Annotated in this window: 17 protein-coding genes and 1 other RNA gene; 9 read left to right on the top strand and 9 right to left on the bottom strand. The window is 60.2% G+C overall.

Annotated features, from left to right (window positions below; genetic code table 11):
• Positions 1-122: 122 nt before the first annotated feature.
• Both rnpB and rsmI read right to left on the bottom strand, forming a co-directional pair.
• An RNA gene (rnpB, locus tag A7J50_RS04735) (RNase P RNA component class A) lies at positions 123-476 on the bottom strand.
• Positions 477-571: 95 nt separating this feature from the next.
• Entirely contained in the window at positions 572-1,477 is a 906-nt protein-coding gene (gene rsmI / locus A7J50_RS04730; RefSeq protein ID WP_167353675.1) for a 16S rRNA (cytidine(1402)-2'-O)-methyltransferase, read from the bottom strand.
• 176 nt (positions 1,478-1,653) lie between these two features.
• Between rsmI and A7J50_RS04725 the strand changes: the two genes are divergently transcribed.
• The 4 genes from A7J50_RS04725 (at position 1,654) to A7J50_RS04710 (ending at position 5,100) form a co-directional block, all read left to right on the top strand.
• Positions 1,654-3,465 carry a penicillin-binding protein activator gene (locus tag A7J50_RS04725; RefSeq protein WP_064450755.1) on the top strand — a complete coding sequence of 604 codons (1,812 nt, stop codon included), beginning with the start codon at positions 1,654-1,656 and terminating at the stop codon, positions 3,463-3,465.
• Complete coding sequence (locus A7J50_RS04720; protein WP_064450754.1) at positions 3,465-3,836, top strand: YraN family protein; 372 nt, start codon at positions 3,465-3,467, stop codon at positions 3,834-3,836. The genes A7J50_RS04725 and A7J50_RS04720 overlap by 1 nt, the downstream gene beginning before the upstream one ends.
• A gap of 92 nt (positions 3,837-3,928) precedes the next feature.
• Entirely contained in the window at positions 3,929-4,522 is a 594-nt protein-coding gene (locus A7J50_RS04715) for a phosphoheptose isomerase (RefSeq protein WP_003216190.1), read from the top strand.
• Entirely contained in the window at positions 4,519-5,100 is a 582-nt protein-coding gene (locus A7J50_RS04710) for a BON domain-containing protein (protein WP_064450753.1), read from the top strand. The genes A7J50_RS04715 and A7J50_RS04710 overlap by 4 nt, the downstream gene beginning before the upstream one ends.
• Before the next feature lie 69 nt (positions 5,101-5,169).
• Here A7J50_RS04710 and A7J50_RS04705 read toward each other — a convergent pair whose 3' ends face one another.
• A complete protein-coding gene (locus A7J50_RS04705; protein ID WP_053254460.1) occupies positions 5,170-5,946 on the bottom strand; it encodes an OmpA family protein in 777 nt (258 codons plus the stop codon).
• 221 nt (positions 5,947-6,167) lie between these two features.
• Positions 6,168-6,812 carry an MBL fold metallo-hydrolase gene (locus A7J50_RS04700; protein ID WP_064450752.1) on the bottom strand — a complete coding sequence of 215 codons (645 nt, stop codon included), beginning with the start codon at positions 6,810-6,812 and terminating at the stop codon, positions 6,168-6,170.
• A 164-nt stretch (positions 6,813-6,976) separates the two neighbouring features.
• Here A7J50_RS04700 and A7J50_RS04695 point away from each other — a divergent pair, with 164 nt between their 5' ends.
• From A7J50_RS04695 to A7J50_RS04680, 4 genes are read left to right on the top strand one after another with little or no spacing between them, the layout of a single operon-like run.
• Positions 6,977-7,567 (top strand): paraquat-inducible protein A, encoded by a 591-nt coding sequence (locus A7J50_RS04695; RefSeq protein ID WP_064450751.1) that lies wholly within the window; start codon positions 6,977-6,979, stop codon positions 7,565-7,567.
• Positions 7,564-8,208, top strand: a complete 645-nt coding sequence (locus A7J50_RS04690) for a paraquat-inducible protein A (protein WP_064450750.1) — start codon at positions 7,564-7,566, stop codon at positions 8,206-8,208. The genes A7J50_RS04695 and A7J50_RS04690 overlap by 4 nt, the downstream gene beginning before the upstream one ends.
• Positions 8,189-9,838, top strand: a complete 1,650-nt coding sequence (locus tag A7J50_RS04685) for an intermembrane transport protein PqiB (protein ID WP_064450749.1) — start codon at positions 8,189-8,191, stop codon at positions 9,836-9,838. Before A7J50_RS04690 ends, A7J50_RS04685 begins: the two co-directional genes overlap by 20 nt.
• Before the next feature lie 14 nt (positions 9,839-9,852).
• Positions 9,853-10,413 carry a PqiC family protein gene (locus tag A7J50_RS04680; RefSeq protein ID WP_064450748.1) on the top strand — a complete coding sequence of 187 codons (561 nt, stop codon included), beginning with the start codon at positions 9,853-9,855 and terminating at the stop codon, positions 10,411-10,413.
• A 2-nt stretch (positions 10,414-10,415) separates the two neighbouring features.
• Here the strand turns inward: A7J50_RS04680 and A7J50_RS04675 are convergent, their stop codons facing one another.
• The 5 genes from A7J50_RS04675 to A7J50_RS04655 all read right to left on the bottom strand — a co-directional run bounded on the left by A7J50_RS04675 (position 10,416) and on the right by A7J50_RS04655 (position 20,580).
• Positions 10,416-13,145, bottom strand: a complete 2,730-nt coding sequence (locus A7J50_RS04675; protein ID WP_064450747.1) for a LuxR C-terminal-related transcriptional regulator — start codon at positions 13,143-13,145, stop codon at positions 10,416-10,418.
• Positions 13,146-13,397: 252 nt separating this feature from the next.
• Positions 13,398-14,762 carry a DUF1329 domain-containing protein gene (locus tag A7J50_RS04670; RefSeq protein WP_064450746.1) on the bottom strand — a complete coding sequence of 455 codons (1,365 nt, stop codon included), beginning with the start codon at positions 14,760-14,762 and terminating at the stop codon, positions 13,398-13,400.
• A 43-nt stretch (positions 14,763-14,805) separates the two neighbouring features.
• Positions 14,806-16,665, bottom strand: coding sequence for a DUF1302 domain-containing protein (locus A7J50_RS04665; protein WP_064450745.1), 1,860 nt, complete (start codon positions 16,663-16,665; stop codon positions 14,806-14,808).
• Positions 16,666-16,998: 333 nt separating this feature from the next.
• On the bottom strand, positions 16,999-18,681 hold the full coding sequence (locus tag A7J50_RS04660; RefSeq protein ID WP_064450744.1) for a fatty acid--CoA ligase: 1,683 nt from the start codon (positions 18,679-18,681) through the stop codon (positions 16,999-17,001).
• Between the two features lie 1,266 nt (positions 18,682-19,947).
• The gene (locus A7J50_RS04655) at positions 19,948-20,580 is read right to left on the bottom strand and encodes a LysE family translocator (protein WP_053254450.1); all 633 of its coding nucleotides are present in this window, start codon (positions 20,578-20,580) and stop codon (positions 19,948-19,950) included.
• A gap of 84 nt (positions 20,581-20,664) precedes the next feature.
• Here A7J50_RS04655 and A7J50_RS04650 point away from each other — a divergent pair, with 84 nt between their 5' ends.
• Positions 20,665-21,630: a 2-hydroxyacid dehydrogenase gene (locus tag A7J50_RS04650; RefSeq protein WP_064450743.1), complete on the top strand. Its 966-nt coding sequence runs from the start codon at positions 20,665-20,667 to the stop codon at positions 21,628-21,630.
• Positions 21,631-21,633: the final 3 nt, after the last annotated feature.

The following is a 21,633-nucleotide window of genomic DNA, read 5'->3' as shown; positions in this document are numbered from 1 at the left end:
GTAATTTATTAAGAGTAAGATTTTTTTGGTATTACGAAGATGCATCTGCCAATGATTTGGCAGGGAGGGATTCTTGCGTTACTACCGGGTTTCTGCACGAGATTCGAACAGAAGGAAAAAAGGTGGAGAGTCGATCTGTAAGCCGGGTTCTGTCTTGAACAGTCATTCGTCTACGATGGCCATCACTGGACATCTTTAGCAACCTACCCGGTCCCAGCGCGGGCCACGCCTTGGGACCCTATTTGGTCTTGCTCCAAGTGGGGTTTACCTAGCCACGAACTGTTGCCAGTCGTGCGGTGCGCTCTTACCGCACCTTTTCACCCTTACCGGCACCGAAGTGCTTAGGCGGTTATTTTCTGTGGCACTTTCCGTAGGCTCACGCCTCCCAGGCATTACCTGGCACTTCGCCCTATGGAGCCCGGACTTTCCTCCCCCCCCTAATTTTCATAGAGGGCAGCGACTGTCCAATCGACTCTCCGCCGCGCAGGTTAACGGCACGGCGGGCTCAGGACAAGTATTAAAGTGCAGCAATGCCATCACGTTCAGACGGAATACAGGTTTAACCCCGGAACTATTCGGCTTTCTGTTTATCCAGTGCGACCTGATAAAGCACATTCTTACGCACACCGGTAATTTCAGCCGCCAGGGCTGCTGCACGCTTGAGCGGCATCTCCTTGAGCAACAAATCCAGCACACGCATGGCTTCGCTGCTCACGGCATCTTCACTTTCCGGGGCAGTCCAACCGGCCACCAGCACCACACATTCGCCGCGCTGCTGATTGCTGTCACCCTCGACGAAGGCTCGCAGCTCTTCGAGGGGCAAGCCCTTGAGGGTTTCGAAGGTCTTGGTCAGCTCCCGGGCCAGCAGCGCCAGGCGCTCACCGCCGAACACCAGTTCCATATCCTGCAGGCATTCAAGAATGCGGTGCGGGGCTTCGTAGAAGATCAAGGTACGCGGTTCTTCCTTTAAGGCTTGCAGACGCGCCCGACGCCCAACCGCCTTGGCCGGCAGGAAACCTTCGAAGATAAAACGGTCTGAGGGCAACCCGGCCGCCGATAATGCAGCAATCAGCGCGCAAGCCCCCGGAACAGGCACTACATTGATACCTGCGGCACGGGCCTGGCGGACCAGGTGGTAGCCGGGATCGGAAATCAACGGGGTTCCGGCATCCGAGATTAACGCCACATCATCACCGGCCAACAAGCGGGTGATAAAACGGCTGCCTTCTTCGCGCTCGTTATGTTCATGGCACGCGGCTAATGGCGTGCTGATACCAAAATGCTGCATCAAACGCTGGGAGTGCCGTGTGTCTTCCGCCGCGATCAGTTTTACGTCGCGCAACACTTTCAGCGCCCGGGCACTGATGTCGTCCAGGTTGCCAATGGGCGTCGCCACGACAAAAAGCGAGCCTGCAGTGGAATTCAAAGGACCTGGAGCAGTCAAAACGCACACCTCGATGGTTGGCAAAAGCCGCATTGTAACGCGTAGGCGCTTCGAAAATATGCCATCAGCGCTGATGCCTTTTCAGCCGCCGATGACGAATAGCAACATTTACATGACCTAAATCGACGGTTTCACACCAGTAACATCGCGCCTGGGCCAGTGCTTGGGTACAATTCCACGCTAATTTGATCGGTATCAGGAACACTTACATGATCGCTTGCCTGCGGCTGCTCTCCGCCCTCTGCCTCGCTGCCTTATTGGCCGCTTGCGCCAGCTCGCCCTCGTCCAGCCTTGGCGACCTCCCCCGGACCCCGGACGCCAGTATCGAGCAACTGCTCGAACAGGCCACTTCCGCCAAGACGCCAGAAAAGGCCGCGTTGTTGCGCCTGAGTGCGGCAGACCTGGCCTACCACCAGAACAACCCTGGCCGTTCGTCGCAGATTCTTGCGCAGGTGCCCCTGGATGTCCTGAAGCCGGCCGCGCAAGTATTTGCCAGCACCCTGGCTGCCGAATTGGCCATGGCGCGCAACCAGCCCAAGGCTGCGCTGGCGGCCCTGAACCACCCCAGCCTGCAAAGCCTGAAGGAGCTGCCGACAGACCAGCAGGTCCGCACCGGCACCGTGCATGCGCGCGCCTATGAAGCGGATGGCCAGACCCTGGCAGCCGCTCGCGAGCGTGTCGCCATGGCCCCGCTGCTGACAGGTGACGCCGCCAAGAGCAACCACGAAGCCATCTGGGCGTTGATTGCCGCGCTGCCGGCCGAACAACTGCAAGCCAGCGGCAACCCGACACTCGACGGCTGGATCAGCCTGGCCAAGGCCGTCAAAGGCGCCGGGACCCTGGAGCAGCAGCAAGCCGCTATCGATACCTGGCGCGCTCAGAACCCAGGCCACCCAGCGGCGGTGGATCTGCCAACCCCGCTGACCAAGCTCAAGGAACTGGCCAGCCAGCCCCTGAGCAAAATCGCCCTGCTGCTGCCGCAGGAAGGTCCGCTGGCCTCGGTCGGCAAGGCACTGCGCGAAGGCTTCATGGCCGCGCACTACCAGGCTGAACAAGCCGGACAGAAGCCGCCAGTCATCGAGTTCTATGACAGTTCGCGCTTGAGCTCCATCGACGACTTCTACGCCAAGGCCCAGGCCGCCGGCGTACAACTGGTGGTCGGCCCGCTGGAAAAACCGCTGGTCAAACAACTGGCCGCGCGCCCGCAACTGCCGATTACCACCCTGGCGTTGAACTACAGCGAAGTCGATCAAAACCCGCCGCAACTGTTCCAGTTCGGCCTGGCAGCTGAAGACGAAGCCCGCGAAGTCTCGCGCCGCGCCCGCGCCGACGGCTTGCATCGCGCCGCCGCCATGGTGCCCCGTGGCGAATGGGGTGAACGTGTCTACAAGGCCTTCCGTCAGGACTGGGAAGCCAATGGCGGCACCGTCGTCGGCGTCGAGTATGTCGATCAGCCGGTCGCCCTCGCCCAACAGATTGCCGACCTGTTCCAACTGCGTAAAAGCGAAGGCCGCGCCAAGAGCCTGCAAAGCACCGTCGGCACCGACGTAGCGGCGCAGCCTTCGCGCCGTCAGGACATCGAGTTCATCTTCCTGGCCGTGACACCGCAACTGGCCCAGCAGATCAAGCCAACCCTGAACTTCCAGTACGCCGGTGATGTGCCGGTGTATGCGACGTCCCACGTGTTCAGCGCCAGTGGCGACAAAAACCAGTACCTGGACATGACTAACGTGATGTTCTGCGAAACCCCTTGGTTGCTCAACACCACTGACCCACTGCGCAACCAGGTTGCCGCGCAATGGCCACAGGCCAATGGCAGCCTCGGCCGCCTGTATGCGATGGGCGTGGACGCCTACCGCCTGGCACCGCGCCTGGGCCAACTCAAGGCACTGCCGGACACGCGCGTTGACGGTCTCTCGGGCAACCTGGGCATCAGCGCCAACCAGCGCGTTGACCGCCAGATGCCGTGGGCGAAGTTCGTCGGCGGCGATATCCAGCGCCTGCCGGACACCCCGCGCTGATGCCCGAGCGGTCCAGCGCACAAAGCGGCAAGGACGCCGAACTGCAAGCTCTCGAGTATCTTCAACAACGGGGTCTGCGCCTTCTGGCGCAGAACTGGTTGTGTAAACGCGGTGAGCTTGATCTGGTCATGCTTGACGGCGATACAGTAGTATTCGTCGAAGTCCGCTACAGAAAACACGCACAATGGGGTGGCGCGCTCGCCAGTATCGACGGGCGCAAGCGTCAGAAGCTGATACTCGCTGCGCAGTTTTTCCTGCAAAAAGAGCATCGCTGGGCTGACTATCCCTGCCGTTTCGATGTGGTTGCCATAGAAAGCACACCGTCTGGTCCTGCTGATCCGAACTGGCTCAAAGATGCCTTCGACAGCTGATTCACCGGACATCTTCACCACACACTTTTGCTCTTTGCTTTGCGGGCTGCACATTCCTGTGCCACACAGCCGCGCTACTTAAGGTCACACAGATGGACATGCAATCCCGAATTCGCCAGCTTTTCCAGGCCAGCATCGACACCAAGCAACAGGCGATGGACGTACTTGCACCGCACATCGAGCAAGCCAGTCAGGTCATGGTCAATGCCTTGCTCAACGAGGGCAAAATGCTTTCGTGCGGCAACGGCGGTTCGGCCGGTGATGCCCAGCATTTTTCCTCCGAGCTGCTCAACCGCTTCGAGCGCGAGCGCCCGAGCCTGCCGGCCATTGCCTTGACGACCGACACCTCGACGATCACCTCGATCGCCAATGACTACAGCTACAACGAAATCTTCTCCAAGCAGATCCGTGCCCTTGGCCAGCCGGGTGATGTGTTGCTGGCGATTTCCACCAGCGGCAACTCGGCAAACATTATTCAAGCGATCCAGGCCGCACATGATCGCGAAATGATTGTCGTAGCATTGACCGGACGCGATGGCGGCGGCATGGCCTCGCTGCTGTTGCCTGAAGACGTGGAGATCCGCGTCCCGGCCAATGTCACTGCACGCATTCAAGAAGTCCACCTGCTGGCGATCCACTGCCTGTGCGATTTGATCGACAGCCAACTGTTCGGGAGTGAAGAATGACCGTTAACCGCATCAGCCTTTTGGCCATTACGCTGTGCCTCGCCATCAGCGGCTGCAGCACGGCAATCACTGCGACACGTGACACACCCATCCAGGACGACAAGGGCACACGCACCTTCGGCAGCAAGATTGACGACTCGTTGATCGAAACCAAAGTTGAAGTGAACGTCGCCAAGGCCGCCACCGACCTGGGCAATGGTGCGTCGCGCATTGTCGTGACCAGCTTCAACGGCGTGGTGTTGCTCGCCGGCCAAACCCCGCGTGCCGACCTCAAGGCGCAGGCTGAACAAGCGGCCTCCAGCGTGCAACGGGTGAAAAAGGTTCACAACGAACTGCAAGTCATGGACCCGATCACGCTGCTGGCCATCAGCAACGATGCCCTGCTGACCACCAAGATCAAGGCGCAGATGCTGACCGACAACGCGATCCCTGGCTCGCGCATCAAGATCGTCACCGACAACGGCATCGTCTACATGATGGGCCTGCTCACCCAGGCGGAAGCCACCCGTGCGGCCAACCTGGTACAGGGTGTGTCCGGCGTGCAGAAAATCGTGAAAGTGTTCGAATACATCGACTGATGTAAACGACAGCCACAAAAAAAGGGCGCCGTGCATTGATTGCACGGCGCCCTTTTTTGTGGCCGGTGTTTACTGGTACTGCTGGTATGGGTTGCCCTGGAACTGGTTGTTCTGCTGTGGCGCCTGTTGCTGTTGCTGCTGTTGCCCAGGCTGACCGTATTGCTGACCCGGAATCGGGCCGAGGTTGACCTCTACGCGACGGTTCTGGGCACGGCCATTCACATCGGCGTTGCTGGCAATCGGGTTATCCGGGCCGGCACCGCGTGCACTCAGGTTGGTCGGGCTGACACCTTGGGAGGTCAGGTAGTTGGCCACGCTTTGCGCACGACGCTGGGACAGGTCCATGTTCAACTGGCGGCTGCCGGTGCTGTCGGTGTAGCCGACGATCTGGATAGTGTTCTGGTTGAACTGCTTGAGCGAGTTGGCCAGGTTGTTCAGCGGCGTGTAGAAACTGCCGGCAATATCCGCCGAGTTGGTAGCAAAGGTGATGTTACCCGGCATGATCAGCTTGATCTGGTCGCCCTGGCGCTGAACTTCAACCCCGGTATTGGCCATGCTGGCCCGCAGTTTCTTTTCCTGCTGGTCGGCGTAGTAGCCATAGCCCGCACCACCCAGGCCCGCAACGGCAGCACCAATCAGGGCGCCCTTGCCACGGTTATTGTGGTCGATCGCAGCACCGGCCAGACCACCGGCCAATGCAGCCAGGCCACCGTACTTGGCCGTGTTGCTGATGCCCGATGAGCCGTTTGCCTGTCCTTGGCTTCCATCATAAGGGTTAGGAGACGCACAGCCGGACAACAAGGCAACAGCCGTGGCAACGACAAGCAGACGACGCGAAGTGAACATGAAGAAAGCTCCTACTTTTGCATTCTGTGATGCAGAGGACATTGGCAATAGACCTGTGCCGAGTTTGGAACACGACAAACGGTAAAAATTCCATGCCCGGCAGGCCCGCGCTCTACAACCGATGAGCACTCTAAAACCCTAGCAGAGACTTCCTGAACGGGAATTGTCATTTTCTTTATAGGGATCGTCGAACGGTTGCCACTTGGTATCCGCGAAGATACCTAAGCCCTTACGAACGGGTTCTCACGCATTTCATCCCCAAGACGCGTGTCCGGCCCATGCCCCGTCACGACGGTTGCGCCCTCATCCAGGGTATACAAACGCTGCTTGATCGAACGCACGATGGTCGCCTGGTCCCCGCCCCACAGATCCGTACGCCCCACGCCGCGCTTGAACAAGGTGTCTCCGGCAATCAATAACCTGGCATCGGCAAACCAAAAGCTCATCGAGCCCGGTGTGTGACCCGGCGTATGCAGCGCCACCCCGCAACCGCAGGCCAACTCCTCGTCATCTTCCAGCCAGCGATCCGGCGGCGGCACCGGCGTGTAGGGCACGCGGAACATCTGGCACTGCATTTCCAGGTTGTCCCAGAGGAATTGGTCCTCCTTGTGCAAATGCAGGGTCGCACCGGTTTTCTCTTTCAACTGGCCGGACGCCAGGAAGTGATCGAGGTGCGCATGGGTATGGATGATGCTCACCACCTTCAAGCCCAGCGCGTCGAGGCGTGCCAGGATCAGCTCGTGATTACCGCCCGGGTCGACCACGATGGCTTTTTTGGTGATCGGGTCGCCGATAATGGTGCAGTTGCACTGCAACGGGCCAACGGGGAAGGTTTCGCGGATCAGTGCGGCTTTTTCGATATTCATGGGCGTTCCTGCAAACTCTATGGCACATTCCAGTCGCAGTATGGTTGACCTTGCCCTTGATCAGGAAGGGATCAAGCTTGGGATGCTTCAGCTGCTAATCTACTCAGGCGCCATCAAACCCGTAGCACGTCCAACACCGCAGCGTCGCGTCTGGAGCGAGACTTATGGCGAATCACCGGGTCATCTGCGAACACTGCGACTGTGTGTATGAAAAGGTCACGCTCGCCAAACATCAAAAAGCCCTGTGCACACGCTGCGCCGGCGTATTGCAGCGCTACAACGGGTTGTCAGTGCAACAGCGACTCGCGCTGACCGTCACGGCGGCAGTATTGTGGACCTTCGCCAACTTTTACCCGGTGATGAGCATCAGCCTGCAAGGCTTGAAAAACAGCGCGACCCTGTGGGATTCGGTGGTTGCATTGAGCCTGGGGCCGATCACCTTTATTGCGTTGGTGGCGGCGATCTCCATGATCATCGCGCCGGTTTTTCAACTGCTGTTGCTGATCTGGGTCTTGAGTTTCGCCTTGTCCGGCAAGCGCTCACCGGCGTTCAAATTGTGCATGCGCTGGCTGGAAGCGCTCAGGCCGTGGAGCATGCTGGAAGTCTGCTTGCTGGGCTCGATGGTGGCCGTGTTCAAACTGGCCGGGATGCTCGACGTGATACCCGGCACCGGCCTGTTTGCCCTTGCCGCCCTGGCCCTGTTGCTGATCCGCATCGCCGGGCGCGATGTGCGCGACTTGTGGGACACCGTATGAATTCGCCACCGACCGCCCGCGAGCTGAACCTGTGCCTATGCCACACCTGCGGCCAGTCGTGCGACATGCGCGACGAGCCCAGCGAGTGCGAGCGCTGCGGCGCGCCCCTGCACCGGCGCAAGATTCACTCACTGACGCGCACCTGGGCCTATATGCTCACGGCACTCGCGTTTTATATCCCGGCGAATTTGTTACCGGTGATGAACACGACGATGCTCGGCTCGGGGGCGGATAGCACCATCATGAGTGGCGTACTGGAGTTCTGGCAGCACGGCGCCTGGGACATTGCTCTGATCATTTTCATCGCCAGCATTGCAGTGCCGGGGATCAAGTTCGTGTCGTTGACGCTGCTGCTGGTCACCGTGCAGCGCAACAGCCTGTGGGCGCGCAAGGAACGCTCGAAGCTGTTTCGGTTTGTCGAGCTGATCGGCTACTGGTCGATGCTCGATGTGATTGTGGTTGCACTGGTGGCCGCACTGGTGAAGTTCCAGGCGTTGGGCACCATCGAGCCGCGCCTGGGCATCCTGTTCTTTGGCCTGGTGGTAGTCTTCACGATGCTGGCAGCCATGAGTTTTGATCCACGGCTGATCTGGGAAAACCCACACAATGAGGAGACCTCGGATGAGCTCACCCAACACTGACACGCCGGCCGGCTCACCCGCGATCAAGACACGACGTTTCAGCGTTTCGCTGGTGTGGATCGTGCCGATAGTGGCGGTGCTGGTGGGGATTTCGCTGGTGGTTCACAGCGTGCTGCAACAGGGACCGACCATCGTCCTCAATTTCAAGACCGGCAGCGGCTTGGTCGCCAACAAAACTGACGTCAAATATCGCAATGTGGTGATCGGCCAGGTCTCTGACGTGGCCTTGAGTGACGACCAGAAAAGCGTCAACGCCACGATCAAGCTGGCCAAGCAGGCGGAAAGCTTCACCCGAGAAGACTCAAAATTCTGGGTTGTCCGCCCGCGCATCGGCGCCGGTGGCGTGTCCGGCATCGACACCTTGCTGTCCGGCGACTACATCGGTGCCGATATCGGCCAGTCCGACACCCGCGCAAAACAGTTCAAAGGCCTGGAAAACCCGCCGCCCATCACCTATGGCGAACCGGGCAAACGTTTTACCCTGCATACCCAGGGCCTGGGTTCGCTGGATATCGGCTCGCCAGTGTATTACCGCAAAATTCCGGTCGGCCAGGTGGTGGCCTATGAGCTGGATGACGACGGCAAAGGCGTGAATATCGAAGTCTTCGTGCATGCGCCCAATGATGTGTATGTCACCGAAAACACGCGATTCTGGAACGCCAGTGGTATTGACCTGAGCGTCGGCGCCAATGGCTTCGCGCTTAAAACCGAGTCGCTGTCGTCAATGCTGGCTGGAGGCATCGCTTTCCAGGCGCCGCCCTACAGCCCCAACGACAAGCCGGCCGCTGAAGATCACGCCTATGAGCTGTTCGACGACCAGCAAAGCGCCCTCGCCCCGCCCAATGGCAAAGGGCAATATATGGCCTTGCGGTTTGATCAGGCCCTGCGCGGCCTGAAAGTCGGTGCACCGGTGGAGTTCCTCGGCGTCGAGTTCGGCAAAGTGGTGTCGATCAACCTGGATTACGATGCGAAGAAACGCAGCTTTCCGATCAATGTCGGCATCGTGATTTATCCGCAATTGCTCGGGGAAGCCAATACCAAGCTGCTCAAGGCCACCAATCATGACCCCAACGACGAAGCGGGCGGCGTTCGCTTGATCGGCACGTTTATCGAAAACGGCCTGCGTGCCCAGGCTCGCAGCGGCAACCTGCTGACTGGCCAGCTGTACATCGCCCTGGATTTCTTCCCGAAAGCCGAAAAAGTTGCGTTTGACCCGAACCTGCGCCCAATCAACATTCCGACCATTCCCGGCAACCTGGAACAACTGCAGGAAAAACTCGAAGGCATCGTCAACAAGCTCAACCAACTGCCCGTCGAGCGCATTGCGGGTAACCTCGACAGCAGCCTGGTCGAACTGCGCAAAGGGCTCGCCCAGTTCAACGCCAAAACCCTGCCCGGTGTACAGGCCACGCTGGGCGACGTGAGCAAGACGCTGCAATCGGCCAACTCGACCCTGGCCGACGACTCGCCGCAACGCGAACAACTGACCCAGACCCTGGATGAACTGGCGCGCATGTCGCGCTCCTTGCGCGAACTGTCGGACTACCTCGGCCGACATCCGGAGTCGCTGATTCGCGGTCGCCCCGACAACGCCGCGCCCCTGGACCTGCAAGGGCCACCGCGCAAATGAGCAATGGAGCCGCCATGACCCGTCCCTTGAAAATCACTCTGGTTACCGCGCTGGTGCTACTCGCGGCGTGTCGCAGTGAGCCGATTGCATTCCACACCCTGACGCCGGCGCACTGGAATAACGCCACTCAAGCGCAGGCGAGCGATATCCGCATTGAAAGCATCAGCGTGCCGCCACAGGTTGACCGGCCGCAGATCGTGATTCGTCAGGGTGACAGTGGCGTGGCGATTCTGGAAACCCAGTGGTGGGCCGCCAGCCTGGCCGATGAGCTGAAAAGTGCGCTGGTGGATCAACTGGCGAACAGTCATTCCCGGCAAGCCGTGTCGTTGCGCCTTGAGGTTCAACGTTTTGACTCGGTGCCCGGGCAGTACGCGTTGCTCGACGTGCGCTGGCGCCTGAGGCCAACCAGCGGCGGTGACCGCCCGCCGTTGAACTGCCGCACCACCTTGCAAACGCCCGCAGGCCCGAGCATCGACGACCTCGTGGCGGCGCACCAAAACAACGTCAAGCGCTTCGCCGCCCTGGTCAGCCAAGCGGTCGACACGTCACTGAAAGAGTGCCCGACCGTGCGGTAGTTTCAGGCCAGCAAGCCCATCGACTTGGCCCGCGCTACCGCTTGGGTGCGGCGCTCCACGCCCAACTTGCTGTTGATATGGCTGGCGTGGGTCTTCACCGTGTGCAGGGAGATGAACAACTGATTGCTGATTTCCTGGTTCGAGCAGCCCTGGGCAATCAGTTGCAGCACCGCCAGTTCGCGGGTGCTCAGCGTTTCGTGGTTGGGCGCCGCCGGCGCGTCAGCGACTGCCGGCAGCAGCGCCAACAGACTCTGGTTCAGCAAGCCATGGGGGTCTTTGCCCAGTTGCTCACGCATCCAGTCCGGGTAACGTTCCAGCAGGCGCTGGAACGGCTGCAACGCACCACCGGCGGCGGCTTCAAGGGCCTGAACCACTATGGCCCGCGCCTTGGCTTCCTGGCCGCATTCCAGCAGTAAATACGCCTGCTGGGTCAGGGCCATCAGGGCAATCATCTGGCGCCCACTGTTATGCGCCTGTTGCGCCAGGTCTTCGAGGCGTTCCAATGCGGCGGCGGGCTGATGCCGAGTAGCGTCCAGCGCGGCCTGTTGCAGCCCGATGTGTTGCGGCAGGTGTGGGTGAAACTCCGGGGCGGCGGCGGCGTGCTCGCCATTGTAGGTTTGGCCCAGCCGAGCCAGCCAGGCGTCGGCCAGGTCAGTGCGCCCCTGGGCCAGCCACAGCTCGCATTTGATCAGGGTGATCATCGCCAGGTAGTAGATCGGCGGCACGTCCCAGATATGCATCAAGCGCTCGGCTTCGGCGAGTTCGGCGAAGGCTTTCGGGAAATCGCCACGCCGCCCTTCAAAGCTGGCGATGACGCAATGCCCGATTAACACACTGATATCCCGGCAGGCGCGGGCTTCGCTCAAGCCGGCACGTAAGCGTGCAAGGCCGGCCTCGGGCTGGTAGCGCACCAGCAGCAAATAACCTTCGTAGAGCGATAACCGCGCACGCACGGCGTACAGGCGCTGGGGCGCCAGGCCATGCAAGCGCTGCAAGCCTTGGCGAACCTCATCCAGAGAACGCAGGATTTCGCCGCGCGCTTGTAAGACACGCGCCCGGTCGTAGTGGGCCAGGGCTTCAAACAGCGGGTTGCCGACGCGCTGGGCCAACTCCAGGGATTCGCGATTCAGGCCACGGGCGCGCCACAGATCAGCGTCGACGATGGCCAGGTTGGACAGGGTCGACAAACACATCAGGCGCTGGCCGTAACGCTTGTGCGGCAGGCTTTCCAACGCCTCGCTGCAATAGCGCTGGGTCAACTCGCGATCGCCTCGGCCGCGAGCGATGATCCCGCTCAGCGCCAACCATTGCGCCAGCATCGATTTTTGCGCAGTGGCCGACGGTGCCGGCAGGAACCGACTGAGATAGCCGGACAATTCTTCCGCCGCATCCAACTGACAGGCCAGCCCCAACGCCCAGCTGTAGAGCACGATCAACCGCGGCGTGCTGATCAGCAGGCTGTCGGGCAAGTCCATCTTCCAGCGCAGCAGCATGCCGACATTCTGTTCAGCCAGCAGTTGCTCCTCCGACAGGTTTTGCACCAGGTTCGCCGCCACATCCAGGTGGCCGGCGCGCAACGCCTGCTCCACCGCCTCATCAATCAAACCCTGGGCGTTGAACCAGCGGCAGGCCCGCAGGTGCAGGCTGGCAATCGGCAACGTGGCATTGCTGGCACGGCGGGTGCGCAGCAAGTCGGAAAACAGATGGTGATAACGATACCAGTGGCCCTGCTCGTCCAGCGGCACCAGAAACACTTGGTGGGCCTGCAAATACCCGAGGATTTCTGCGCTGTCATGGGCCTCACGCACGGCGTCGCACAACTCACTGCAGAAACGATCCTGAGGGGCGGTGTCGTACAAAAACGCTTGCACTTCAACCGGCAGACAGTCGATGACCTCTTCCAGCAAGTAATCGCGAATCAGCCCTTCGCCGCCGTGCAAGTGTTGCGGCAACACGGCCTCATTGCCGGCTTCGGAAATGGCCAGCAACCAGAAACGCAGGCCGGCCACCCAGCCCTCACTGCGACGAATCAAGTTATCCAGGGCCTCGCCGCGCAACGAGCTGCTGTGCCGATCCAACACAGCCAGCGACTCGTCATGGGTCAGGCGCAGGTCTTGTTCATGCAGTTCCAGCAGGTGCCGCGACAACCGCAGTCGCGCCAGATGCCAGTCCGGACGTTGGCGGCTGGTGACCATGACCAGCAGCCCATCGGGCAAATGGTTGAGGAAAAATTGCAGGCAGCGATCCAGCACCGGGCCCTGGGCCAGGTGGTAGTCATCCAGCACCAGCAATATCGGCGCGCGCGTGGAGAGGTGCAGCGTCAGCTCATCGAGCAAGCCATCGAGCCATTCTTCAAAGGCAAAGGGTTGGTGACGCTGGCGCATTTTCAGCAGGCCCAGGGACTGGGCGCCGAGCTGTGGGAAGTATTGTTGTAAACCGTCGAGCAGGCGCTCGAGGAAGCGGCCGGGGTCGTTATCCCGAGGGCTCAGGCCCAGCCACAGGCTTTGCCAATGGGCGGGCAGGCTCTGGCAGAACTCCACCGCTAACGAACTCTTGCCGAACCCGGCCGGGGCGCTGACCAGTAACAGTCGCCCTTCCAGCCCCGCGCTCAGCCGCTCGCACAGGCGCGGGCGCAGCACATAGCCGTCAGGCAACGGTGGCCTGTAGAAGCGCGCTTCCAGCGTCGGAATCACAGCGCTTGCAGGCCCTTGGATTCGGGACAGATCAGTCATCGCCGGGCTCTTGTAGAAGGCTGTTGTCGGCATTGCAGATGTCCGCAGACTAGCGGTAAAAGCGGCAGGTTTGTAGATCTTTGCAACATTTGCCTGAAAAAGAACTGCGACAAAAAATATCCCAGTCAGAACACCACGAACAAAAGTGGGAGGGGGCTTGCTCCCGATAAGGGTGTGTCAGTCACTCAATACATCGACTGATCCACCGCTATCGGGAGCAAGCCCCCTCCCACATTGTCGAGCGAGTGCGGCTTAGCGAACACCGTCCTGGCGCAAGGCCGCGGGGGTGAAGTCGCTGGTGGTGGCGGTGAAGCCGAAGTCATACGCCTGCTTCTCTTCGTTCTTCATGCCCAGCGCCAGGTAGCGGCCGGACTGCAGGTCGTAGAGGGTTTCCAGGGCGTACCACGGCACTTGCTTGTCGTAGTAGTTCTCGGCATGGGCTTCGGCGACGCGCCACAGTTGGCCACGGCCGTCGTAGTGGTCGATGACCGCTGCTTGCCAGGTGTCTTCGTCGATGAAGAAGTCACGTTTGGCGTAAATGTGGCGCTGGCCTTCCTTCAACGTCGCGACCACGTGCCAGACGCGACGCAGCTCGTAGCGAGCCAGGTCCTGGTTGATGTGGCCGGCCTTGATGATGTCGACATACTTGAGTTTCGGATCGTCGATCTTGTAGCTGTTGGAGGCGATGTAGATTTCTTTTTTGCCTTCCAGCTTCCAGTCGTAGCGGTCGGGTGCGCCGTTGTACATGTCGAGATTGTCCGAGGTACGCAGGCCATCGGCAGCGGTACCCGGCCCGTCATAGGACACTTGCGGTGCCCGGCGCACGCGGCGCTGGCCGGCGTTATAGACCCATGCCGAACGCGGTTCTTTCACCTGGTCGAGGGTTTCGTGCACCAGCAGCACACCACCGGCCAGACGCGCCGGTGCGGTCACTTGCTGCTTGAAGTAAAACAGCACGTTGCCCGGGTTTTTCGGGTCGTAGTCCTTCATCTTGTCGCGGAACACGAACTGATCGCGGAAGTACACCAGACTGAACGAACCGTTGGTTTGCGGGGTGGCCTGGGTGACCAGACGGGTCACGCTGCCGCCGCGATAACGGGTGATGTGGTTCCAGATAACCTCGACGCCGCTCTTGGGAATCGGGAACGGTACAGCGGTTTCGAAGTTTTCCAGGCCGTTGCCGCCCGACACCAGGTTGGTGTGGGTGGCGTTCTTCTTGATGGCGGCAAACACATCAGCCGGCACGGTAGCGCCGCGATGCGTCGGGTAGACCGGCATCTTGAAGGTGTCCGGGTAACGCTTGAACATCGCGTACTGCCCAGGCGCCAGCTTGTCTTTGTACTGCTCGACGTTCTGCGCGGTGATGGTGAACTGCGGTTGTTCGCTGGCATACGGGTTGGCCAGGAAACCACGGGCATCCACAGCGCCGGCATTGGTCGGCAGTGGCGACCATTTCGGAATGGTGCCGGCCGCGTTGCCGGCCATTTCGGCGCCCATCGGCGTCAGGGTCGTGCCCAGTTTGGCCGCCTCATCCGCCGAGACTGCCGCCATGACGCTACCCGCCATGATCGACAGCCCGAGCACACCCACCTGCAACAGACTTTTAGTTATTTTCATGTTCTGGTTCTTCCTGAATTACATGCATCTGAAAAGAGTGTGCTTAGAAGTTCACGCCGGCGCTCAGAGCGATGAAATCGCGATCATCCACCGTGGTGAATTTGCCACCAAAGAAGTTGGTGTAGTTCAGGCTGACGGTGTAGGTGTTCTGGTACTCGGCATCGACACCCAGGCTGACGGCCTTGCGACCCTCTTCAAAGTTGCCGCCAGGGCCTGGCGAGTAACCTTTGACGTCATGGGACCAGGCCACGTTGGGCTTGAGGTTCACACCGGCAAACACATCCGGGTATTCCCAGATTGCCCGGGCGCGGTAACCCCAGGACGTCGCAGTGGTGTAGCCGTCATTGTTGCAGTTGGTGTTCAGGCCGGACGCATTGGGCAGGCCGGCACCTTGAGCCGTCGAATTGTCGAGTGCGGTGCAGAAACCGCCAGGCAGGGTGCCGGGACCAAAGACTGGATCACGGCCATAACGTGCAACGTTTTTGCTCTCAAGGCCGCCCACATGGGTCACGCCGATTTCGCCCACGGTTGTCAGGCGGGTGGCGCCCATCACCTGGTCGAAGAAGTGCGTAAAGGTGGTCTGGAACTGGGTCACTTCCTTGCGGTTGTAACCGTGCAGGTCCTGGCCCGGCGTGCCCTTGAGCACCGAAGCATTGCCAAAGCCCGGAATCGGCGTGACGCCCGCATACAGAATATCGGTGGTGCTCAGCTGTACCGGCGCGTTTGGCCGGTAGCTCAATTCACCACTCCAGGCGGTGCCGGTAGGCAGCGTGGTGGAGAAGCTCAAGCCATAGAGGCGGATATCTTCCGGGTACTCAACGAAGTAATTCGAACTGCCCGCCACGATCAACGGACGCAATGCCGCCAATGGCCCCAGCGGACGGGTGTAGGCCGAGTTTGGCGCACCTGTCGCGCTGAAGATCGGCGCACGGCTGTGGTAGTTCATGAAATACGCGCCGAACTCAGTGTCCAGCGGCTCGAAGTTGTAGTGCATGGCCACGCCGAACTGGCCGCTGTCGCGTGCATCACGGTCACCGCCGCGACGCACCAGCACGCCTTCGTTGTTCACATCGACGCCAAGCGCGTTAAGGGTTGGCAAGGCCGCGCCAGGGATGGTGGAACGCTTGTTCAAGACCCGCAGGTTATTGCTGCAACCATCGGCAATCACGTCCGGCTGGGAGAAGAACGTACCGCAGTTATCCACCACGGTCTGGTCCCACTCCAACTGGTAGAACGCCTCTGCGGAGAGGTTGTCGGTCAGGGTCTGGGACACGTAGAACATGTTGACCGGAATCAGGCCTTCCTTGATCTCGGCGCCCGGACGGCGGAATGCAGAGACGTCGATCGGGTTGATCGAGTTGATACCGCCACCAATGAACGTACTTTCGCCCCAGCTCACGACCTGCTTGCCAAGACGCACGTTACCCGGCTGATCGGCGATGGTGTAGTTGTGGTAGACGAAGGCATCGAGAATCTGCCCGCCAGAGGACTTGGCGCCCTCTTTACGGTTGTCGTTGCTGACGTTCTTGAAGTCGAGGTCTTCGTTTTGCAGCGCGAAGTCGTACCAGTATTTGCCACGCACAAAGATGCCGGTATCGCCGTATTTCAACTCAAGGTCATGGATGCCCTTGAAGATCTTCGAGAAGGCATCACCCTTGTTGAAGTTCAGGTGGCCGTCATCGGAGGTTTGCGATAACCCCCTGCCACCGTTGTTGGCACCGATCAGGTCCTTGTTTCGACCTGCAGTCGACCAGCTTGCCCCCACCGACAGGGATGAGTCAAAGCTACCTTCGATTTCACCGATGTTGAAACTGACGCCGAATGCGGGCCCGGCGAGCGTAGAAGCGAGACTGACGGCCAGGGGCAGTCTTGCCCGGCGCCAGAACTGGTTTACTGAGGTCATCGACGCTACTCCATGTGCATTATTGTTATGGCAGTGAGTTCTTTCTTCTGGATGCTTGTAACGGCCGGAATACAACGATTCCAATGCCACACGGCAACCGGGCCCCCATGGCTCGAAGCACAACATCCTTGAAAAACTCTGGAAGGGACTATAGCCAGCGGGGGGTATCGCTTGATCCCTCTAAAGTGTGATTTGCATCACCGACCCGTCTGCCACAACCCTTTCGCCACGCCGACGAAGGCCGGCGAGGCAAGGATGGCTGAAAATCGATAAATCACAAGTGAAGGCGCGAGATAGAGCATTGCCGCGCCCGAACGGGCGCGGCGAGAGGCGTCAGAGAGTGGACAGGAACGTGCTGTTGTTGGCCTGCCATTCAATGATGTCGATGCGGATACGTTTTTTGTCGAGTTTCCCGACGCTGGTCTTGGGAATTTCAGTAACAACGGCGATCTGGCTAGGAATGGCCCACTTGCTCAAATGGCCCAGCTCGACGAAAGGCTTGAGGTGTTCCTTGAGCTCGCGGGCACCTATCACATGGCCATCACGCACCACCAGCAAGGCAAACGGACGCTCGCCCCATTGCGGGTCGGCGATGCCCACCACCGCTACTTCGCGTACCGCCGGGTGACGGCTGACCAGGTCTTCGAGGGCCAGGGACGAGATCCACTCGCCACCGGTCTTGATCACGTCCTTGATGCGGTCGCGAATATCGATCACGCCAAACGCATCCAGAGTGGCCACATCGCCAGTGTGCATCCAGCCGCCTTCCCACAGCTCGGCGCCCTTTTGCGGCTCGTTGTAATAGCCTTCGGTCAGCCAGGGCGCCCGCAGCACCAACTCGCCCTGGGACTCGCCATCGGCGGGCAGGAAGTTGCCGTCGCCGTCGATGATCGCCGCTTCTACCAACGGCCCGGGCACGCCGGCCTTGATGCGGTAGGTGGTGCGTTCGTCTTCGCTGCCGGCCATCAGCTCTTCGTTGAGATGGGCGCAAGACACCAGCGGCCCGGTTTCGGACATGCCGTACGCGGCGGTCAGTTGAATGCCTCGCGCTTTGGACGCTTCATACAGCGTGCGATTAAGCGCGCTGCCGCCGATGACAATTTTCCAACCGCCAAAGTCCACGTCCTGGGCAGCCTTGGCGTTAAGCACCATTTGCAGGATGGTCGGCACGCAGTGGGAGAAGGTGACCTTTTCCTTGCGCCACAACTCCACCAGGTATTCCGGGTCGTAGCGGCCGGGGTACACCTGCTTCAAGCCGAGCATGGTTGCCACATACGGCAAGCCCCAGGCGTGGACGTGGAACATCGGTGTGATCGGCATGTACACATCGTTGGTGCCCAGCAGGCGCACGCTGTCGACACTGCCCATGATGGTCGCCACGCCCATGGTGTGCAGCACCAACTGGCGGTGGGTGAAGTACACGCCCTTGGGGTTGCCGGTGGTGCCTGTGGTGTAGAAGGTGGTGGCGACCGAATTTTCGTCGAAGTCCTGGAAGTCGTACTTGGGGCTCGCGGCCGCCAGCAGGGTTTCGTACTCGCCGACCAAATGGGGCAACTCGGCGGTTTTGGAATCGCCGTCGGTGAGCAGCAGGGTCTTGTCGACCGTGGTCAACTGGCCGGCAATGGCCTGGTAGAGCCCGACAAACTCACTGTTGACCAGCACAAAGCGGTCTTCGGCGTGGTTCATGGTGTAGAGGATTTGTTCCGGCGACAGGCGCACGTTGATCGTGTGGATCACCGCGCCGATCATCGGGATCGCGAACATGCATTCCAGGTAACGGTGGCTGTCCCAGTCCATCACGGCGACGGTGTCACCGGCCTTGACCCCGGCTTCGGTCAACACATTGGCCAGGCGGGCAACGCGTTCGATCAGGGTTGGGTAGGTGTAGCGCAGTTTGTCGCGGTAGATGATTTCCCGGGTCTTCTCGTAGCGCGCCCCGGACATCAACAGGCGTTTGATCAACAGCGGGTATTGGTAAGCGCCTTCGGCGGGCGGGATAACACGGGTCTGCAACATACGAATCCCTTATCTGACTGCACGGTCTTGGCTTGAAGACCTGCACTTTAGAGCGCTTATGTTTCAGCTAAATCAGCCAAAGGAATGATTTGCAGCGCTCAATGAATGCTAGCTTTACGCCATTAGTGGAGCATTGCTGAGATGAAATGTGGGCACTATCGGGGGATAACTATCTGCAAGCCTTATGGTTGTCACCGGGCTACGGAGTACATATCCGTTATAAGCGTCATGGCAGCTATGGGTTTCGCCCTTACGGCGACTCACTTTGGAAAAGCCCCAAAGTAAGCAAAGGGCTCTTGCCCCACCACTCGGCACCTCGCCTAGGCTCGGTGTGCCCTCACGCAGGCTTTGGACCGTGGGCCGCCGCCATGGGCCATCCTTGGCCCATCGCGGCTAACCCGGCGTCCTGCCGGGTCAGCCACGCTCCAAAGCCTGCGTTCGGCCAGCGTGGTTAACGGGGCGCCTAAGATCAACAGCAGATCAAGATCAAAAGCAGAGCACGGCGGCCTAGTAGCCGACCTGAGTGGTTAGATCAAAAGCAAAGCTGAGGCGGCCTTACAGCCGAGCTGATCTTGGAAACTGAACTCGGATAAATGTGGGAAGGGGCTCGCTCCCGATAGCAGTGTGTCAGTTGATGCATCTGGTGACTGACCCGCCGCATTCGCGAGCAAGCCCGCTCCCACATTTTGACCTCGGTGCATCAGGCAGAGGGTGTGCTGCTCTTCAGGCTGTACACCGTCAATGTGGGAGCTGGCTTGCCTGCGATGGCATCAACTGGATATGCCTGATGTACCGATGTGTCTGCATCGCAGCGGTTCGGCGGTCCGACAAGCCAGCTCCCACAGAAAAGCAGTTCTGCTTCTGATCTGCCTCTGCTGTGTTTTTGCCCTGCTTTCGCTTCTACCACTCAGGTCGGCTACCAGGCCGCCGTGCTCTGCTGTTGATCTGCTGTCGATCTTGATCTGACAGGCCCCGTTAACCACGATGGCCGAACGCAGGCTTGAATCCGTGGGTAACCCGGCAGGACGCCGGGTTAGCCGCGATGGGCCAGGGATGGCCCATGGCGGCGGCCCACGGATTCAAGCCGGAGTGCGGGCATACCGAGCCTGGGCGAGGTACCGAGTGGTGGGGCAAAGCGTTTTTTGGTTACTTTTTTAGGCGCTCGTTTGTAAAAAAGTGACCCGCCGTAAGGGCGGAACCAATAGCAGCCGTTACCGCAGCAACGGACATGCCCCCCATCTACCCCACCCGAAAAAAAACCCCACCTCATTTCATGCTGGTAAACGCAAGCTTCACACCAATAGCAATCAACACCGCCCCCATGGTCCGATCAAACCAGTGCCCCATACGCGCAAACCCAGCCCGCACGCGCTGCTGGCTGAACAACATGGCCACCAGGCAGAACCACACAGCCGTCGCCACGGCCAGGTACACCCCATAACCCGCCTGAATCGCCAGCGGCGTATGCGGATTAATCACCACGGTAAACAGCGACAGAAAGAACAGCGTGGCCTTGGGGTTCAAGCCATTGGTCACAAAACCTGCAGTAAACGCCCCACGCGCAGTGCGTTCGCCCACTTCACGGTGCAACTCGCCCTCGGCCACGGGCTTGGCCGGTTGCGCGCGCAACGCCTTGAAGCCGATGTACAGCAAGTACGCCGCCGCCGCCCATTTCAGCGCATTGAACAGCACGATCGACTGGGACACGATCAAGCCAATCCCGAGCAACGAGTAACCCACGTGCAGGAAAATCGCCGAACCAACACCCAGCGCGGTCCAGGTTCCGGCGCGACGGCCATGGGTCACACTCTCGCGCACCACCACGGCGAAATCCGGACCGGGACTGGCCACCGCCAACAAGTGAATCAAGGCTACGGTCAAAAACTCGGCGGCGTACATACTCACTCCAGTAAGTAACTGATTATTTCATCTGATAGGCTCGGGAGATTACGCCTTCGAACCCTGTCGCAAAAGGTACAGTTGATGACGAACAATCGCCGCGCCGTCTTCCTTGATCACCCGTCCCTGGACCTGGGGGACCTGGACCTCAGCGAATTGCGCAACAGCTTCAGCGACCTGCAGCTATACGCACACACCACGCCGCAAAACGTAGTCGAACGCTTGCAAGGCGCCCAGGTAGTCATCAGCAACAAGATCGCCCTGAACACCGAAACCCTGGAGGCCTGCCCCGAGCTAAAGCTGATCCTTGTATCGGCCACCGGCACTAACAACGTCGACCTCGCCGCCGCCCGCGCCCATGGCATTACCGTGAGCAACTGCCAGGGCTACGGCACGCCGTCGGTGGCGCAACACACGATCATGCTGTTGCTCAACCTGGCGACACGCTTGAACGACTACCAACGGGATGTCGCCGCAGGCAAGTGGCAAGAGGCCAAGCAGTTCTGTCTGCTGGACTACCCGATTGTCGAGTTGGAGGGCAAAACCCTTGGCCTGCTCGGCCATGGCGAACTGGGCAGCGCCGTGGCGCGACTGGCCGAGGCCTTTGGCATGCGCGTGGTGCTGGGCGCAATTCCCGGGCGCCCTGCCCGCGCCGACCGCGTGCCGCTGGATGAATTGCTCACGCAGGTCGATGCGCTCACGCTGCACTGCCCGCTCAATGAACACACCCGCGACTTTATCGGCGCCCGCGAACTGGCGCTGCTCAAACCCGGCGCGTTTATCGTCAATACGGCGCGCGGCGGCTTGATCAACGAACAGGCGCTGGCGGACGCTTTGCGCAGTGGCCATCTGGGTGGCGCGGCGACCGACGTACTGAGCGTGGAGCCACCGGTGCAGGGCAACCCGCTGCTGGCTGGCGACATTCCTCGGCTGATCGTCACCCCCCACAACGCCTGGGGCAGCCGCGAAGCGCGGCAACGAATCGTCGGCCAATTGGCCGAAAACGCTCGAGGCTTTTTCAGCGGCACCCCGCTGCGTGTCGTCAGTTGATAA

The organism is Pseudomonas antarctica (assembly GCF_001647715.1).
GTDB lineage: Bacteria > Pseudomonadota > Gammaproteobacteria > Pseudomonadales > Pseudomonadaceae > Aquipseudomonas > Aquipseudomonas antarctica_A.
This window is presented reverse-complemented; position numbering and strand designations above follow the sequence as displayed.

Bases quoted from the DNA above. Each gene is read 5' to 3' on its own strand.
- A7J50_RS04690 (WP_064450750.1), top strand. From the start codon at position 7,564: ATGAATTCGCCACCGACCGCCCGCGAGCTGAACCTGTGCCTATGCCAC.
- A7J50_RS04710 (WP_064450753.1), top strand. From the start codon at position 4,519: ATGACCGTTAACCGCATCAGCCTTTTGGCCATTACGCTGTGCCTCGCC.
- rsmI (WP_167353675.1), bottom strand. From the start codon at position 1,477: ATGCGGCTTTTGCCAACCATCGAGGTGTGCGTTTTGACTGCTCCAGGT.
- A7J50_RS04670 (WP_064450746.1), bottom strand. From the start codon at position 14,762: ATGAAAATAACTAAAAGTCTGTTGCAGGTGGGTGTGCTCGGGCTGTCG.
- A7J50_RS04675 (WP_064450747.1), bottom strand. From the start codon at position 13,145: ATGACTGATCTGTCCCGAATCCAAGGGCCTGCAAGCGCTGTGATTCCG.
- A7J50_RS04715 (WP_003216190.1), top strand. From the start codon at position 3,929: ATGGACATGCAATCCCGAATTCGCCAGCTTTTCCAGGCCAGCATCGAC.
- A7J50_RS04725 (WP_064450755.1), top strand. From the start codon at position 1,654: ATGATCGCTTGCCTGCGGCTGCTCTCCGCCCTCTGCCTCGCTGCCTTA.
- A7J50_RS04665 (WP_064450745.1), bottom strand. From the start codon at position 16,665: ATGACCTCAGTAAACCAGTTCTGGCGCCGGGCAAGACTGCCCCTGGCC.
- A7J50_RS04705 (WP_053254460.1), bottom strand. From the start codon at position 5,946: ATGTTCACTTCGCGTCGTCTGCTTGTCGTTGCCACGGCTGTTGCCTTG.
- A7J50_RS04695 (WP_064450751.1), top strand. From the start codon at position 6,977: ATGGCGAATCACCGGGTCATCTGCGAACACTGCGACTGTGTGTATGAA.
- A7J50_RS04650 (WP_064450743.1), top strand. From the start codon at position 20,665: ATGACGAACAATCGCCGCGCCGTCTTCCTTGATCACCCGTCCCTGGAC.
- A7J50_RS04685 (WP_064450749.1), top strand. From the start codon at position 8,189: ATGAGCTCACCCAACACTGACACGCCGGCCGGCTCACCCGCGATCAAG.
- A7J50_RS04680 (WP_064450748.1), top strand. From the start codon at position 9,853: ATGACCCGTCCCTTGAAAATCACTCTGGTTACCGCGCTGGTGCTACTC.
- A7J50_RS04660 (WP_064450744.1), bottom strand. From the start codon at position 18,681: ATGTTGCAGACCCGTGTTATCCCGCCCGCCGAAGGCGCTTACCAATAC.
- A7J50_RS04655 (WP_053254450.1), bottom strand. From the start codon at position 20,580: ATGTACGCCGCCGAGTTTTTGACCGTAGCCTTGATTCACTTGTTGGCG.
- A7J50_RS04720 (WP_064450754.1), top strand. From the start codon at position 3,465: ATGCCCGAGCGGTCCAGCGCACAAAGCGGCAAGGACGCCGAACTGCAA.
- A7J50_RS04700 (WP_064450752.1), bottom strand. From the start codon at position 6,812: ATGAATATCGAAAAAGCCGCACTGATCCGCGAAACCTTCCCCGTTGGC.